This is a genomic window from Marinobacter sp. F4206, assembly GCF_019392195.1.
Classification (GTDB): domain Bacteria; phylum Pseudomonadota; class Gammaproteobacteria; order Pseudomonadales; family Oleiphilaceae; genus Marinobacter.
Genome location: NZ_JAHXKI010000002.1, coordinates 1,774,921 through 1,788,389, shown reverse-complemented (window position 1 = coordinate 1,788,389; position 13,469 = coordinate 1,774,921). Strand labels below are relative to the sequence as shown.

General features: G+C 61.5%; 12 protein-coding genes. 9 read left to right on the top strand and 3 right to left on the bottom strand.

Annotation, left to right across the window (positions count from 1 at the left end; translation table 11 throughout):
- The first annotated feature begins 138 nt into the window (after positions 1-138).
- The 7 genes from KZO34_RS10520 to KZO34_RS10490 all read left to right on the top strand — a co-directional run bounded on the left by KZO34_RS10520 (position 139) and on the right by KZO34_RS10490 (position 7,043).
- A complete protein-coding gene (locus tag KZO34_RS10520) occupies positions 139-1,410 on the top strand; it encodes an MATE family efflux transporter (RefSeq protein WP_219476279.1) in 1,272 nt (423 codons plus the stop codon).
- Positions 1,411-1,610: 200 nt separating this feature from the next.
- Positions 1,611-2,261, top strand: coding sequence for a hypothetical protein (locus KZO34_RS10515; protein ID WP_219476278.1), 651 nt, complete (start codon positions 1,611-1,613; stop codon positions 2,259-2,261).
- A gap of 16 nt (positions 2,262-2,277) precedes the next feature.
- A complete protein-coding gene (locus KZO34_RS10510) occupies positions 2,278-2,916 on the top strand; it encodes a methylamine utilization protein (RefSeq protein ID WP_219476277.1) in 639 nt (212 codons plus the stop codon).
- On the top strand, positions 2,916-5,270 hold the full coding sequence (locus tag KZO34_RS10505; protein WP_219476276.1) for a putative bifunctional diguanylate cyclase/phosphodiesterase: 2,355 nt from the start codon (positions 2,916-2,918) through the stop codon (positions 5,268-5,270). Before KZO34_RS10510 ends, KZO34_RS10505 begins: the two co-directional genes overlap by 1 nt.
- Positions 5,267-6,142, top strand: coding sequence for a DUF3034 family protein (locus tag KZO34_RS10500; RefSeq protein ID WP_219476275.1), 876 nt, complete (start codon positions 5,267-5,269; stop codon positions 6,140-6,142). Before KZO34_RS10505 ends, KZO34_RS10500 begins: the two co-directional genes overlap by 4 nt.
- 1 nt (position 6,143) lies before the next feature.
- Positions 6,144-6,593, top strand: coding sequence for a group I truncated hemoglobin (locus tag KZO34_RS10495; protein WP_219476274.1), 450 nt, complete (start codon positions 6,144-6,146; stop codon positions 6,591-6,593).
- Between the two features lie 63 nt (positions 6,594-6,656).
- Positions 6,657-7,043: a DoxX family protein gene (locus KZO34_RS10490; RefSeq protein ID WP_219476273.1), complete on the top strand. Its 387-nt coding sequence runs from the start codon at positions 6,657-6,659 to the stop codon at positions 7,041-7,043.
- Between the two features lie 6 nt (positions 7,044-7,049).
- On the opposite strand, the gene KZO34_RS10485 is transcribed toward KZO34_RS10490, so the two are convergent.
- Entirely contained in the window at positions 7,050-8,861 is a 1,812-nt protein-coding gene (locus KZO34_RS10485; RefSeq protein ID WP_219476272.1) for a diguanylate cyclase, read from the bottom strand.
- Positions 8,862-9,018: 157 nt separating this feature from the next.
- On the opposite strand from KZO34_RS10485, the gene KZO34_RS10480 reads away from it, so the two are divergent.
- Both KZO34_RS10480 and KZO34_RS10475 read left to right on the top strand, forming a co-directional pair.
- On the top strand, positions 9,019-9,249 hold the full coding sequence (locus KZO34_RS10480; protein WP_219476271.1) for a DUF1653 domain-containing protein: 231 nt from the start codon (positions 9,019-9,021) through the stop codon (positions 9,247-9,249).
- A 133-nt stretch (positions 9,250-9,382) separates the two neighbouring features.
- Positions 9,383-10,705, top strand: coding sequence for a Na+/H+ antiporter family protein (locus KZO34_RS10475; protein WP_219476269.1), 1,323 nt, complete (start codon positions 9,383-9,385; stop codon positions 10,703-10,705).
- Between the two features lie 376 nt (positions 10,706-11,081).
- On the opposite strand, the gene KZO34_RS10470 is transcribed toward KZO34_RS10475, so the two are convergent.
- Complete coding sequence (locus tag KZO34_RS10470) at positions 11,082-11,333, bottom strand: YheV family putative zinc ribbon protein (RefSeq protein WP_219476267.1); 252 nt, start codon at positions 11,331-11,333, stop codon at positions 11,082-11,084.
- A gap of 57 nt (positions 11,334-11,390) precedes the next feature.
- On the bottom strand, positions 11,391-13,436 hold the full coding sequence (gene prlC / locus KZO34_RS10465; protein WP_219476265.1) for an oligopeptidase A: 2,046 nt from the start codon (positions 13,434-13,436) through the stop codon (positions 11,391-11,393).
- Positions 13,437-13,469: the final 33 nt, after the last annotated feature.

Here is a 13,469-nt window from a genome sequence, read left to right as displayed (position 1 = left end):
ATAGACACAGATCGGGAAAAGGCTAAAAATTCAATTAAATCCAAAACTGCTAACCACAGGATTTTAAGAATCAAAACGAATAGGACGTTTCACCTGCCGGCTACCGACCGTCGCCTCTGGGCATTGGCATGGCCCCTGATGCTGACCAACCTCACGGTTCCCCTGCTCGGCCTGGTGGATACTGCCGTCCTGGGCCATCTGGAGAGCCCGGAGTATCTGGGTGCGGTGGCCGTGGGCGCCAATTTGTTCAGCATCCTGTACTGGACGTTCGGGTTCATGCGCATGGGCACCACCGGCCTGGCCGCTCAGGCCTGGGGCAAGCGCGACAGCTTTGGCCAGGTGGCGCTGCTGCTGCGCTCGGTGATGCTTGCCGTAGGCATCGGGCTGCTGCTCATCCTGCTCCATCAACCCCTGATATCCCTGGGGCTGACGCTGATGAACCCCAGCCCGGATGTCAGCAGCCTCGCCGCCGAGTACGCTGCTATCCGGATCTGGAGCGCGCCGGCGGTCCTGTGCCAGTACACCCTGGTGGGCTGGCTGATCGGTACCCAGTTCCCGCGCGGTCCCATGATCATGCTGATCGTCGCCAACGGCCTGAACATTGTGCTCGACATACTGTTTGTCACCGGGTTCGGGTGGAACAGTCGGGGCGTTGCCATCGCCACGGTCATTGCCGAGTACGGGGCCGCCGGCATCGGGTTTGCCATCGTGCTGTCCCGGATGCCCGAGGGCCAGAAGCTGACTCGCGCCCTGATTGGCGGACTGGCCGACTACCTGAAGATCCTGCAGGTCAACCGCTACATCATGGTCCGGACCATTGCCCTGCTGCTGGTGCTCGCTTTTTTCACCGCCCAGGGCGCCCGGCAGGGTGATACCATTCTCGCCGCCAATGCGGTGCTGATCACCTTCCTGCTGGTCATCTCCAATGCGCTGGACGGATTTGCCAACGCCGCCGAAGCCCTGATCGGTGAAGCCATCGGCAAGGGCAGCCGGCGCCGATTCCGGGCCGTCTTCCACAGCGCACTGCGCTGGTCCCTGTGGGGCGCGCTGTTGCTGACCATTGTATTTGTGGCCGGAGGCCGCGGCCTGATTGCCCTGCTGACAGGCATTGAGGACGTCCGCACCACCGCCTGGCACTACCTGCCCTGGCTCTGGCTGCTGCCGTTTGCCGCGGTCTGGGGGTTCCTGCTCGACGGGGTCTTCATTGGCGCAACGCGCACCCGGGACATGCAGAACACCATGCTGTTTTCGGCACTTGGCGTGTTCCTGCCGGTCTGGTGGCTGACCACCAGCTGGGGCAATCACGGGCTCTGGTTTTCACTGATCTGCCTGATGCTCGCACGTGCCCTGAGCATGGGCTGGCTGTGCTGGTCCCACAGCCAACACGGACGCTGGTTCCGGCAACATTGAGACCCTGTTCAAGCTGTATCATTTCAGCCTCCGTTTTTTGATGGCCGGGAACCCGCAAGGCGTAAAATGTCGACTACACTTGTCAGAAATGGCAGGCCTGTTGTGGTCGTTCAAGCCCTGCTTTCCTGCCTTGTTACTGGTTCCGGACAATGGGAGGCGCCTTGCGACCTCAATTCGTTCAGACTTCGGCATCTCCTGAAATGACACCACAGGTAGTTCTCGAGATCATTGATCAGGCACGGCGCAAGGAAGCCCGGTCCGGCACCTTTCTCCGTCTGCTTCGAGAGAAAGCCGCCGGCCTGCCTGCGGCTGTGACGATTGAGGGCTATCAGCCTGCCACCTGTCTGTTCCAGTTTGCGGTCGAGTACATTGAAATGGCACCACGACTGATCGAGTGCGTGGAAGCCTGTGCCCGGGAAGCCGGCAAGGCCGAACTGTTTGAGCCCTTCGTGGAATCTGCCACCCGTTACTTCACCCAGCCTTCGGCCCTGCTCGTAAAATACGACGGCCTGGATGGCTTGCTCATCCGCGCCTATCTCTGCCACCGTCTGATGGAAGAGATGTACGAGAACAACCGTTCAATCAGGGCCAGTGAACTGGTGGATCTCGAGGCCACCCGTGCTAACCTGCTGGCCCACCAGCTGATCGGCGAGCCATTCGCGAACGAGCTGGATGATTCGATTACCGTGACGGTGCTACAAATTGCCGGCACACCGGACTACTATGAGCTGAACCTGGATCCATTTGTTGACCAGGTCAACAACGCCGCCTGGGACTGGATGCGGCACTACTGGGAAAACCTGCTGGTTAGGAACCACATCCGGTTTTCTCTGGGGTCCGGTTTGGCCTGAAAGGTTCAGAAGTTTGATGAGGAAATCACTAGCTGTTGTGCTGGCGTCCCTGGTTTGGTCAATGCCGGCGCTATCGTCAGAACTCACCATCACTGTAACCCAGGGTGACAGCAACGAGCCGGTCTCTGACGCGGTGGTTTATCTGGACCGTGTTGACGAAGTTACTCCGATCACGGCAGAGGTTTACCAGAAAGACCGGGCGTTTCATCCGGATGTACTGATCCTGCCGGTCGGGTCCCTTGTCGAGTTTCCCAACCGCGACAACACCCAGCATCACGTCTATTCGTTCTCACCGGCGAAACCCTTCAATATCGAACTCTACGCCGACAAGCCGGAAGCGCCGGTCCTGTTCGATACCCCCGGCATTGTCGAACTGGGCTGCAACATCCACGACCACATGCAGGCCTTCATCATTGTCACCAACACCATCGCCATCGGGCAGACCAATGACGAGGGCCGGGTGACGCTGACGACGAGGGCCGGATCCGGCCAGCTCCCTATCAAGATCTGGCACCCGCGTCTGCCGGACAACACCCGGCCCATCCTGCGGCAACTGGACAGCGCCACGTCGCAAACCTTGGCCATTGACCTGGTTCCAAAGCCGGCCATGGACGACTCCATGGATCTGCTGCAACAGCGTTTCCGGGAACTCTGATGGGACTGGCTGAACGCCTGGGCTTCCGCGGCCGACTGATTGCGGCGATGATTGCCCTGGTGGTGCTCGTCAGCCTGGTCATTGGCGCCCTGCTGATGGTGTACCTGTTCGAGGATGAGAAAAGTCGGGCTACCCAGCAGCTCACCATCGGCGAACGGATGACCCGGGAAGTGATGGCGCGCCGGACCGACCTGAACCTGTCCCGGCTCTCGGTGGTGGTTCAGGATTTCGGCTTCCGCTCTGCAGTGGCCAGCGGCGATCCTGCGACGCTCGACAGTGCCCTGGAAAATCACAGCCGGCGAGCCCAGGCCGACTTCGCTTTGCTGATCAACAGCGCGGGCGATCTTCTCGCCTCGACGCTGAACCACCGCATGCCGGAAGTGCCGCGTGCCCTTGACCAGACGGGGCCGGCATCCGCTACCACTCGGGCCTTCACCTACGTCGGCGGGCAGGGCTACGAAATCCTGCAGGTGCCGGTCGAAGGGCCCGGCCTTCGGGCGCGGCTGGTGGCGGGGTTCCGCCTGGACCAGAGCCTGGCCAATGTGATCGCACGCCTGAGCGGAACCGACGTGGTTTTCAGGGCGCGAACGAGAGCCGGCGAAGGCTTCCAGATTCTGGCCGCGACGGGCGATCACGAGATGCCCATGACTCAGGAGCTGACCCCGGCACCGCGAACCCGGAACCTCTTCGATCCTACCCAATATTTCAGCCGCACGATCAACCTGGGCGGTGACTCGGCACCGGATATCGAAGCGGTCCTGATGATCAGCCGTGAGGCCAGCCTGCAAAACTACTACACCCGGGCCGAGGAGATTGGACTGCTGGTCAGCGCCATCCTGGTCCTGGCCATCCTGCTGGCCCTGGTCATTGCCCGTTACCTCGGCAAGCCCGTACTTCAGCTCGCGGACTATGCCCGGGCCGTCGGCGACGGCCAGAACCCGACGCCACCCGATATCCGTATCGGCGGCGAGTTGCGGCGGCTCCGGAACGCCCTTGGCGATATGCTTGAGCGCCTGCGCGAGCGGGAAGCCCATATCCGGTACGCCGCCACCCACGACGATGTTACCGGCCTGGGCAATCGCAATGCACTGATGCAGTCGGCCCGGGAGCTGTTCGACGAGAAGGGCAGCTGTACCTTGATCGGACTGCGACTGGATGACCTGTCCGATGTCAACGACACCCTGGGTCTGGAGTTCGGCGACAAGGTACTGACCGGGCTCTCGGAGCGGTTGCAGGCGGAACTGCCGGATGCCCGCATCATTGCCCGAACCGGTGGCGGCGAGTTCCTGGCACTGGTGCCATCCCGGAGTCCTGAGCGCGTGGATGCGCTGACTCGACACCTTCATGCCGTGATCGAGTCGCCACTGCAGATCAACAACACCCCGTTCTCCATTCGGGCGGTCATGATCACCATGGAGCTGCCGACAGATGCAGCCGACACCAACGAACTGCGCCGCCGGCTGAACCTGACCTTCGAGCAGGCCCAGGAACACCCGGAACGGGTTACCCGCTATCAGCCGGGCCAGGATGAAAGCCACCTGCGGGAACTTCAGCTCATTTCCGATCTGCACACGGCAATCTCGGACAACGGCCTGCACATGAACTACCAGCCAAAACTGGATACCCGAACCGGTCAGCTGGTGCAGGTGGAGGCATTGGTTCGCTGGATTCATCCGGAACTCGGCTTCGTCTCCCCGGAGGAGTTCATTTTCCTGGCCGAGCAATCGGGGCAGATCCATGACCTCACCGCCCATATCCTGAAGCGCGTTGCCGCCGACGCCCGAGCCTGGGCAGAGCAGGGCATTGATGCCGGCATCGCCATCAATCTATCGGCCATGGACCTGACCTGGCCGGCCCTGACCAAACACATTGCCGAGACCTTTTCCGACTGGCACCACGATCTTGACCGCATCACCCTGGAGGTCACCGAAAGTGCCCTGATGGAAGACCCCGACGAAGCCCTGGCGACCCTGAACCAGCTGAAGGCATTGGGAGTCACGCTGTCGGTGGACGATTTTGGCACCGGGTACTCGTCCCTGTCCCAGCTTCGCAAGCTGCCGGTGCAGGAGCTGAAGATCGACAAATCGTTCGTCCTGAAGCTGGACTCCGAACCTCAGGACCAGCTGATTGTGAAGTCCACCATCGACATGGCCCACGGCCTGGGTCTGAAGGTGGTGGCCGAAGGCATCGAAACCCTGCCGGCCTGGCAGTTGCTGCAACAATGGGGCTGCAACCTGGGCCAGGGGTTCTACCTGAGCCGGCCCGTGGCCGCCACCGACCTTGCGGAAACCGCCAGGAGCCTGGTCGCCCGGCATCAGGAATTGACCAAACGCCCCATGGAGTATTCCCAATGAACTATTGCCCGCCGTTCGTGGCAGCATTGTTCCTCGTTGCCGCCCAGGGCGCTATGGCCGACATCGGCAGCCGGATCTGGGCAACCGGTGGTGTCACCACCATTGACGGCAGCGCCGGAGGCGGGCTCGTGCCCTGGGCACTGCTGGGCAGCTACGCCAGCGATGAGGAGTGGGGCGGAACACTGGCCCTGAGCCGTGCCGAAACCGACGACTACACCCTGTCCGTGGCCGGTGCCGGCGTTAACTGGCGAAACCGGTTGGAACTGACGGTGGCCCGGCAGAGTCTCGATCTGGACGCGCTGGTGTTTACCCTCAAGAACGGCTTTGGTCTGGAACAGGACGAACTGAACCAGGACATCTTCGGTGCCAAGGTCCGGCTCACCGGCGACGTGCTCTACAGTCCCTGGGGACAATGGTCGGCGGGTCTCCAGTACAAACGCCAGCGCAACTTCACCGTTCCGGATGCCATCGGTGCCAGGGACGACAGCGGCACCGATGTCTACCTCAGTGGCAGCAAACTCTTCTTCGCCGCGCTGTTTGACCGCAACCTGCTGCTTAACGCCACGGCCCGCGCCACCCGGGCCAACCAGGGCGGACTGCTGGGCTTTGGCGGTGACCGCAACAACAGCTACGAGGTAATGGCGGAGGCCAGCGTGGGCCTGTTCCTGAACCGTCAGTGGCTGGTTGGCGCGGAATACCGTCAAAAGCCGGACAATCTCGGTTTCGCCAAGGAAGATGACTGGTGGGACCTGTTCATCGCCTGGGTTCCGGACCGGCGCCTGGCGGTTACTGCCGCGGTGGTGAACCTGGGCGATGTAGCCACCCTGGCAGACCAGCGGGGCCTGTACCTGTCATTGCAAGGGAGTTTCTGACATGACCCGCCTGAGTTCGAAAGCCGGCGTCTTCAGCCTGGTCCTGATCGCTGCCCTGACCCTGGCAGGCTGCCAGTCTGCCCCGGAAACGCCCGAGGCGTCGCTCTACCAGCAACTCGGCGAACGCGCCGGTATCGCGCAGATTGTCGAGGACCTGCTCTTTCTGATCGTGGACGATGAACGCATCAACCAGCAGTTCAAGGGCATGGACGTCGCCAGCTTTCATCGCAACCTGACCGATCAGCTGTGCCAGCTCAGTGGCGGCCCCTGCACCTACAGTGGCCGGGAGATGCGGGAAGTGCACGCTGACATGGCGATCACCGATACCCAATTCAACGCCCTGGCGGAAAACCTGATCCTCGCCATGGAGGACAATGACGTTCCGACCGGCGCCCAGAACCGCTTGCTGAAGCGGCTGATTCCCCTGTACCCGGATGTCCGCCACCTTTGAGCCAGGGCCTCAAACGGGTATGCTTGCCTGCCGTTTATTCACTGACCTTGGGAGATGCCTGCCGTGCTTGAGAACGCCGATCTGGGGAAACTGATTATCCGCCTGACACTGGGCGGCCTGATGCTGTTTCACGGCATTGCCAAACTGCTCCATGGCGTCGGCTTCATCGAGGGTGAACTGGCCAGCCACGGCTTACCCGCCTTCCTGGCCTACGGCGTTTTCGTCGGCGAACTAATTGCCCCGCTGATGGTGCTGCTGGGCTATCACACCCGAATCGGAGCCCTGTTGATTGTCTTCAACATGGTGGTCGCCATTGTCCTGGTACACGCCAATCAGCTGCTGTCGCTGGGAGGCAATGGCGGCTGGGCGCTGGAGCTGCAGGGGTTCTTCCTGTTCACCGCCCTGGCCCTGATGTTCCTCGGACCGGGCCGCTACAAACTGAAAAACTGACGCCGGCTAGGGGTCGTCCGCGGGGATCGCCTGAACCCCGCGGAAGGTTATCACGCGGTTGCGACCGGCGCCCTTGGCCTCGTACAGGGCTTCATCCGCTCGCCGGATGAGTTCATCCGGCTTTTCCTCCGCCCGGGCAACCATCGTTGCAACACCCACGCTGACACTGAGGCTGATCGCCGCTTCCTGAGCGCCCGGGTAGACCGTGGCAGTCTCGACGGCCCGCCTCAACCGCTCCGCCACCTGCTCCGCGCCCGCTTCCGGGGTGGCGGGCAGCAGCACGGCAAATTCCTCGCCACCGTAACGGGCCAGCAGATCCCCCGAACGCTGGATCTGGTGCGCAAAGATGGCCGCCACCGTGATCAGGCAGTCGTCACCCACGAGATGACCGTAACGGTCATTGACCGATTTGAAATGATCGATATCCAGCAGCAACAGACTCAGGGGCTGCCCCTGGCGACCCGTGCGGGTCCATTCTTCCCGAATCCGGGTATCGAACTGTCGGCGGTTCGGAATCTGGGTCAGGCCGTCGGTGAAGCTGATTGACTCGAGCCTCTGGTTGGCGCGTTCCAGTTCCTCCGTGCGTTCGCGAACCCGCTCTTCGAGCGTCTGGTTCGCCTGGCGCTGGATCGACAGGGCCTGCTCCTGGGCTTTCAGCCGGCGTCGACGCTCCAGGTTGATGCGGTGGGCCAGCGCAAACGACAGCAGGACCACCTCCATTGCGACGCCAATCTGGGGGCCAAATTCCGTCAGGAAGGTCCGCGGCAGATAGCCGAGCTTGCTGACGGCGAGGATCAGGTGCCCCAGCAGCAGCGGAGTCCAGGCCAGCACGTAGAAGCCCGCCAGTTTCTGACCCCGACACCAGACATAGAGCCCGATCAGCCAGGCCGCCGGCGTCGCAATCGCCGCGAGCACGGCCACCATGCCAATACCGGTCTGATAACCGCCGAACAGCCCATACACCACGCTCAGCCCGGAGCCGATCAGCAACGCCAGCAAAAACCGGTAGCTGAACTGGCTGTACCGGGCCACCGCCAGAAACTGGATGCTGAACATGATCGCCGCCACCATCGCCAGGCCGATGATCGGGACCGTGAAGTAACGGTTCACTGCGGGCAGATCCGGCCACCACCACTGGAACAGTAAACCGTGAAAATGCAGGTGGACCAGGCCGGTCGAGACTACGGTCAGGACATACCAGAGGTACGTGGCCTGGCGAACGATGAGGAATAGAAACAGGTTGTACAGGGCCAGGGCGACAATGATGCCGAGGAACATGGCCTGCCAGCCATAGGACAGCTGCTCGCCGGCCAGGAAGTCGGCCGAGGCCACCACTTCAACCGGAATCTGGACCGCGCCCTGGGTTTTTACCCGGACAAAGGCGGTAACTGTGTCGGTGTTCGACGGCACCAGGAACACGAAATTGCGATGGTACAGGGGCCGGCTCGCAAAGGGCCGTGTGTCGCCGGTTGCATATCGACGGACGATCTCACCGTCCCGGACCCAAAAGATGTCGACCACATCCAGCAGCGGGTAAGCGATTTCCAGGACCCGGTTCCGGGGCTCCGGCGGCACCGCCACCCGAAGCCAGAAGGCACCGTCACTGAAGCCGAGATTGAGCACCTGGTCGGGATCGAAGGCCTGCCACTGGCCGGCGTCAAGCGCCATGGCCTCTCGGATGGTCAACTGGTCCCCCGGATCCTCGAGCCAGAGATAGTCCGTCGTGGCGGCGGACACCGGACTCGTGCCTGAGAACAGGACCAGGGACAGGACCAGTAACAGATACGACAGGGCCGCGTTGATAGCGGGGTGGCTCATAGCAGGTTCCGGTTTTCGGGCCAAGCGACTTGGACTACACTTCGGGAGCCGTGATTGGAGATCGTTTGTGTCTGGCAATCCACCATCCAAGTTTAGACTGTTGAATCCCCGACGTCCCGTAGCCATGGGTATTAACCGGCTTGCAGAGAGGCAGTACATGACCGACATTAAACATCCGGTTAAACCCGGACGCTACCGCCACTACAAAGGCAAGGATTACCAGGTTATCGACCTGGCCCGGCACAGTGAAACCGAGGAGTGGATGGTGGTGTACCGCTGCCTCTACGGTGACCACAGCCTCTGGGTCCGGCCACTGTCGATGTTCCGGGAGACCGTGGAACTCGCCGGCGAACAGGTACCCCGCTTTTCCCGCATCGACGACGACTGATCGCACCGATTCCACCTATTCCGCTTTGCCCGTTTTGACTGTCGCGGTCATTTCCTGCACATTAGCGCGCTTTTCATGAACCCGGCCCTCACAAGGGGCCGGATAATCCAGTTGATCCTACCCGGAGTCTGCCATGAATGCCGTTGTTGCCGCGGTTGCCATCATGCTCGTCCTGAGTTTGTGCCGCATCCACGTTGTCGTCGCCCTGATCATCGGAGCCATCTCCGGTGGCTTGATCGCGGGCATGTCCCTGGAAACCACCATCGAAGCCTTCAATAATGGCCTCGGGGGCGGCGCGACGGTGGCCCTGTCCTACGCCACACTCGGCGCTTTCGCCGTTGCCATCGGCAAGTCCGGGCTGGCCCACGCCCTGGCCGACCGGGCTCTGGCCCTGGTGGGCCGACAGGACGACGGCGCTGCCGTCACCGGTATTCGCTTTCTGATTATCGGCCTGCTGCTGGCCATCGCCATCTCCTCCCAGAACATCCTGCCGATCCACATCGCCTTTATCCCGCTGGTGGTGCCGCCGTTGCTCTACGTGATGGCGAAGCTGAACATGGACCGGCGCCTGGTGGCCTGCGTGTTGACCTTTGGCCTGATCACCCCATACATGTTTCTGCCGATCGGCTTCGGCGGTATCTACCTGAACGAGATCCTGCTGGCGAACGTGGCGGAAAACGGTGTCGACGCCTCCGGTCTCAACGTCATGTCGGCCATGGCCCTGCCGGCGCTCGGTATGCTCTGCGGCCTGCTGGTTGCGGTGTTCTTCAGCTACCGGGGCGAACGCCACTACAACATGGACGCCATTGCCCGCACCGAAAGGGTCGACGTTCAGTACAGCCCCAGCACCCTGATCATGGCCCTGATTGCCATCGTCACCGCCTTCGTCGTCCAGCTCTGGCTGGGATCCATGATCCTGGGCGCTTTGGCCGGCTTCGTGCTGTTCAACCTGTCGGGGGTGGTCAAGTGGAAAGAGGCGGATGACCTGTTCACCGAGGGCATGAAAATGCTGGCCATGATCGGCTTCATCATGATCGCTGCCTCCGGCTTTGCCGAGGTGATGCGGGAAACCGGCGAGATCGCCACCCTGGTTCAGAGTTCGGTCGCCACCATCGGCGAGAACAAGCCCCTGGCGGCATTGCTGATGCTGGTGGTCGGCCTGCTGATCACCATGGGGATTGGCTCCTCCTTCTCAACCATCCCAATCATCGCCGCGCTGTACGTACCGCTGGCCCTGCAGATGGGCTTCAGCCCGCTGGCCATTGTGGCCCTGGTGGGCACCGCCGGGGCTCTGGGTGATGCCGGTTCTCCGGCCTCCGATTCCACCCTCGGTCCCACCGCGGGCCTGAACGTGGACGGCCAGCACAATCACATCTGGGATACCGTGGTGCCGACCTTCCTGCACTACAACCTGCCGTTGCTTGGCTTTGGCTGGTTGGCGGCTATGGTTCTTTAACCTTTGGGAGTTGGCCCTCTTGGAAGTAGCCTGCTGGTTTGGTGGGCTACGAGGTCGCGGGAATGCTTTTCTTCTGGGAAAAATAACTCGCTTCGCTCAGACATTTTTTTCCCGACAGAAAAGCACCCCCACACCCTCTTGTTTGCACCTCTCAGTGATGTCCTGAAGAGCTTAGGCTGGAGTGGGGCGGACACCATCGGCCAAGACCTGAAAAGCTTTGGAGCTGCAGCTAACTGAAGCGTTCTGACGTGAGGGGGTAGGGGGATTTTTTCCCGCCAGAAATGGATATCTGAGCGCAGCGAGTTCCATTTCCAAGGGAAAAACATCCCCCTGCTCCCTCGCAGCCCCCAGACCTATCAGGCCAGATGAACAAAACTCAGTCGTCCTGACCAGCCTTAAAAAACACCACCTGCTTAACCGTGTGATCGTCCTCGTTGTTCCGCTTGTTCACCCGCGTCTCCAACTCGGGATTACTCGGCTGTTCGGTGTCAGACACCGCATCGGTAAACCCGCAGGCCACGCATTCACGCACCTGATCGTCGTCATCCGTGGTAAACATCATGATCTTGTCCATCTCCGCGCAGCGGGGACAGACAGCACCGGCGATAAAACGTTTGGGGCTCGCCATAACTAAACTCCGGAAATAAGTATCCGGCAGTCTGTACGACTGCCGGTACGCATTGGCTCAGGCGGCGTCGTCCGTGATGCCGGTTTGTTTCAGCAGGGCGCCCACTTGCGGTTCCCGGCCGCGGAAGGCCTTGAACAGCGCCATTGGCTCCTGGGAGCCGCCTTTTTCCAGGATATTCTGGAGGAACGCCCTGCCGGTCTCGGGGTCGAAGATGCCCTTTTCCTCGAACAGGGAGAAGGCATCCGCCGCCAGTACTTCCGCCCACTTGTAACTGTAGTAGCCGGCCGCGTACCCGCCCGCAAAGATGTGCGAGAAGGAGTTCGGGAAGCGGTTGAACGCCGGTGTTTCCACCACGGCAATTTCCTCCCGAACCTTGCGGTGCATATCCAGCGGGTTGGTGGGCGCCTCATCACTGAATTCCGCGTGCAGGCGGAAGTCGAACAGCGAGAACTCGAGCTGACGCACCATGCCCATGCCGGACTGGAAATTCTTCGCCGCCAGCAGTTTCTGCAGCAGGTCCTCCGGCAGCGGTTCGCCGGTCTCATGATGGGAGGCAATCAGCGCCAGCGACTCCGGGTTCCAGCACCAGTTTTCCAGGAATTGGCTGGGCAACTCGACCGCGTCCCAGGCCACGCCGTTGATACCCGAGACATCCAGTACGTCCACCTGGGTCAGCATGTGGTGCAGCCCGTGGCCGAACTCGTGGAACAGGGTGGTGACCTCGTCGTGGGTCAGCAGCGACGGCTTGCCGTTCACCGGCGGCGTGAAGTTACAGGTCAGGAAGGCCACCGGCAACTGCAACTGGCCGCGCAGGTTGCGCCAGCGAACCCGGCAGTCGGCCATCCACGCGCCACCACGTTTGCCCTGGCGGGCGAACAGGTCGAGGTAGAACCAGGCCAGCGGCTCGCCGTTGCGACTGATGCAATAGGCCGTGGCGTCTTCGTGCCAGGTCTCGACCTCGGGCTTGGCCTCGATCTGAACGTCGAACAGTTTTTCCGCGACCCGGAACAGCCCCGGCACCACCTTGTCGACCGGGAACCAGGGGCGCAGGGTTTCCGGCGAGATGTCATAGCGCTGCTGCCGCAACTTTTCGCTGTAATAGCCGACGTCCCAGGCCTGAAGGTCCTCGACACCATACTCGTCTTTGGCAAATGCCTTGAGTTCGGCAAATTCTTGCTCCGCCACCGGCTTGGATTTCGCCGCCAGCTGGTTCAGGAACTCCAGCACTTCGTCGGTACTGCGGGCCATCTTGGTAGCCAGGGAGCGTTCCGCGTAGTTGTTGAAGCCCAGCAGCTCGGCGAGGGCATGCCGACGCTTGAGGATCTCCGCCATCAGTGGCGTGTTGTCCCAGGTACCGGCGTCCGGCCCCTGATCCGAGGCCCGGGTTACAAACGCCTCGTAGACTTCCCGGCGCAGGTCGCGGTTGTCGCAGTAGGTCATGACCGGGAAGAAGCTCGGGAAATCGAGGGTAATCACATAGCCATCCAGCTCTTTCTGGCGCGCGGCCTGTTTCGCCCCTTCGATGGCAGTCTCGGGCACACCCGCCAGCTCGTCCACGTCGGTGATGTGCTTGTACCAGTGCTGGGTGGCGTCCAGCACGTTGTCGCTGAAGCGGTTGGACAATTCCGCCAGCTCCCGGGACAGAGCCGCATACCGCTGCTTCTGCTCCTCGGGCAGATCCACGCCGCCGAGGTGGAAATCCCTCAAGGTGTTGTCCACCGACTTGCGCTGGGCCTCGTTCAGGTCCTTGAAGTCATCCCGGGCAGCCAGTTTCTTGTAGGCCTCACACAGGGCGGTGTTCTGGCTGACTTCGGTGCTGTACTCGGTCAGCTTTTCCAGGCAGTTCTTGTAGACCTTGCGCAGCTCGTCATTGTTCATCACACCGTTCAGGTGCGAGATCACCGACCAGGCATTGCTGAGATGATCTTCCATGGCCTGCATCGGCTGGGCCAGGGTCTCCCAGGTGGGGTCTTCCTGCTGGGCCAGCGTCGCGATCTTCACGCGATTTTCGCTGAGAATCTGGTCAATGGCCGTTTCCATGTGCTCGGTGCGGACATGATCGAACTTCGGCAGCAGATCGTCAGTCAGTAGCGGGTTATTCATAGGTCCCCTTCTCAGCTGTTCGTGTGTAAGGTA

Bases quoted from the DNA above. Each gene is read 5' to 3' on its own strand.
- KZO34_RS10510 (WP_219476277.1), top strand. From the start codon at position 2,278: ATGAGGAAATCACTAGCTGTTGTGCTGGCGTCCCTGGTTTGGTCAATG.
- KZO34_RS10470 (WP_219476267.1), bottom strand. From the start codon at position 11,333: ATGGCGAGCCCCAAACGTTTTATCGCCGGTGCTGTCTGTCCCCGCTGC.
- KZO34_RS10495 (WP_219476274.1), top strand. From the start codon at position 6,144: ATGACCCGCCTGAGTTCGAAAGCCGGCGTCTTCAGCCTGGTCCTGATC.
- KZO34_RS10485 (WP_219476272.1), bottom strand. From the start codon at position 8,861: ATGAGCCACCCCGCTATCAACGCGGCCCTGTCGTATCTGTTACTGGTC.
- KZO34_RS10520 (WP_219476279.1), top strand. From the start codon at position 139: ATGCTGACCAACCTCACGGTTCCCCTGCTCGGCCTGGTGGATACTGCC.
- KZO34_RS10475 (WP_219476269.1), top strand. From the start codon at position 9,383: ATGAATGCCGTTGTTGCCGCGGTTGCCATCATGCTCGTCCTGAGTTTG.
- KZO34_RS10505 (WP_219476276.1), top strand. From the start codon at position 2,916: ATGGGACTGGCTGAACGCCTGGGCTTCCGCGGCCGACTGATTGCGGCG.
- KZO34_RS10480 (WP_219476271.1), top strand. From the start codon at position 9,019: ATGACCGACATTAAACATCCGGTTAAACCCGGACGCTACCGCCACTAC.
- KZO34_RS10500 (WP_219476275.1), top strand. From the start codon at position 5,267: ATGAACTATTGCCCGCCGTTCGTGGCAGCATTGTTCCTCGTTGCCGCC.
- prlC (WP_219476265.1), bottom strand. From the start codon at position 13,436: ATGAATAACCCGCTACTGACTGACGATCTGCTGCCGAAGTTCGATCAT.
- KZO34_RS10515 (WP_219476278.1), top strand. From the start codon at position 1,611: ATGACACCACAGGTAGTTCTCGAGATCATTGATCAGGCACGGCGCAAG.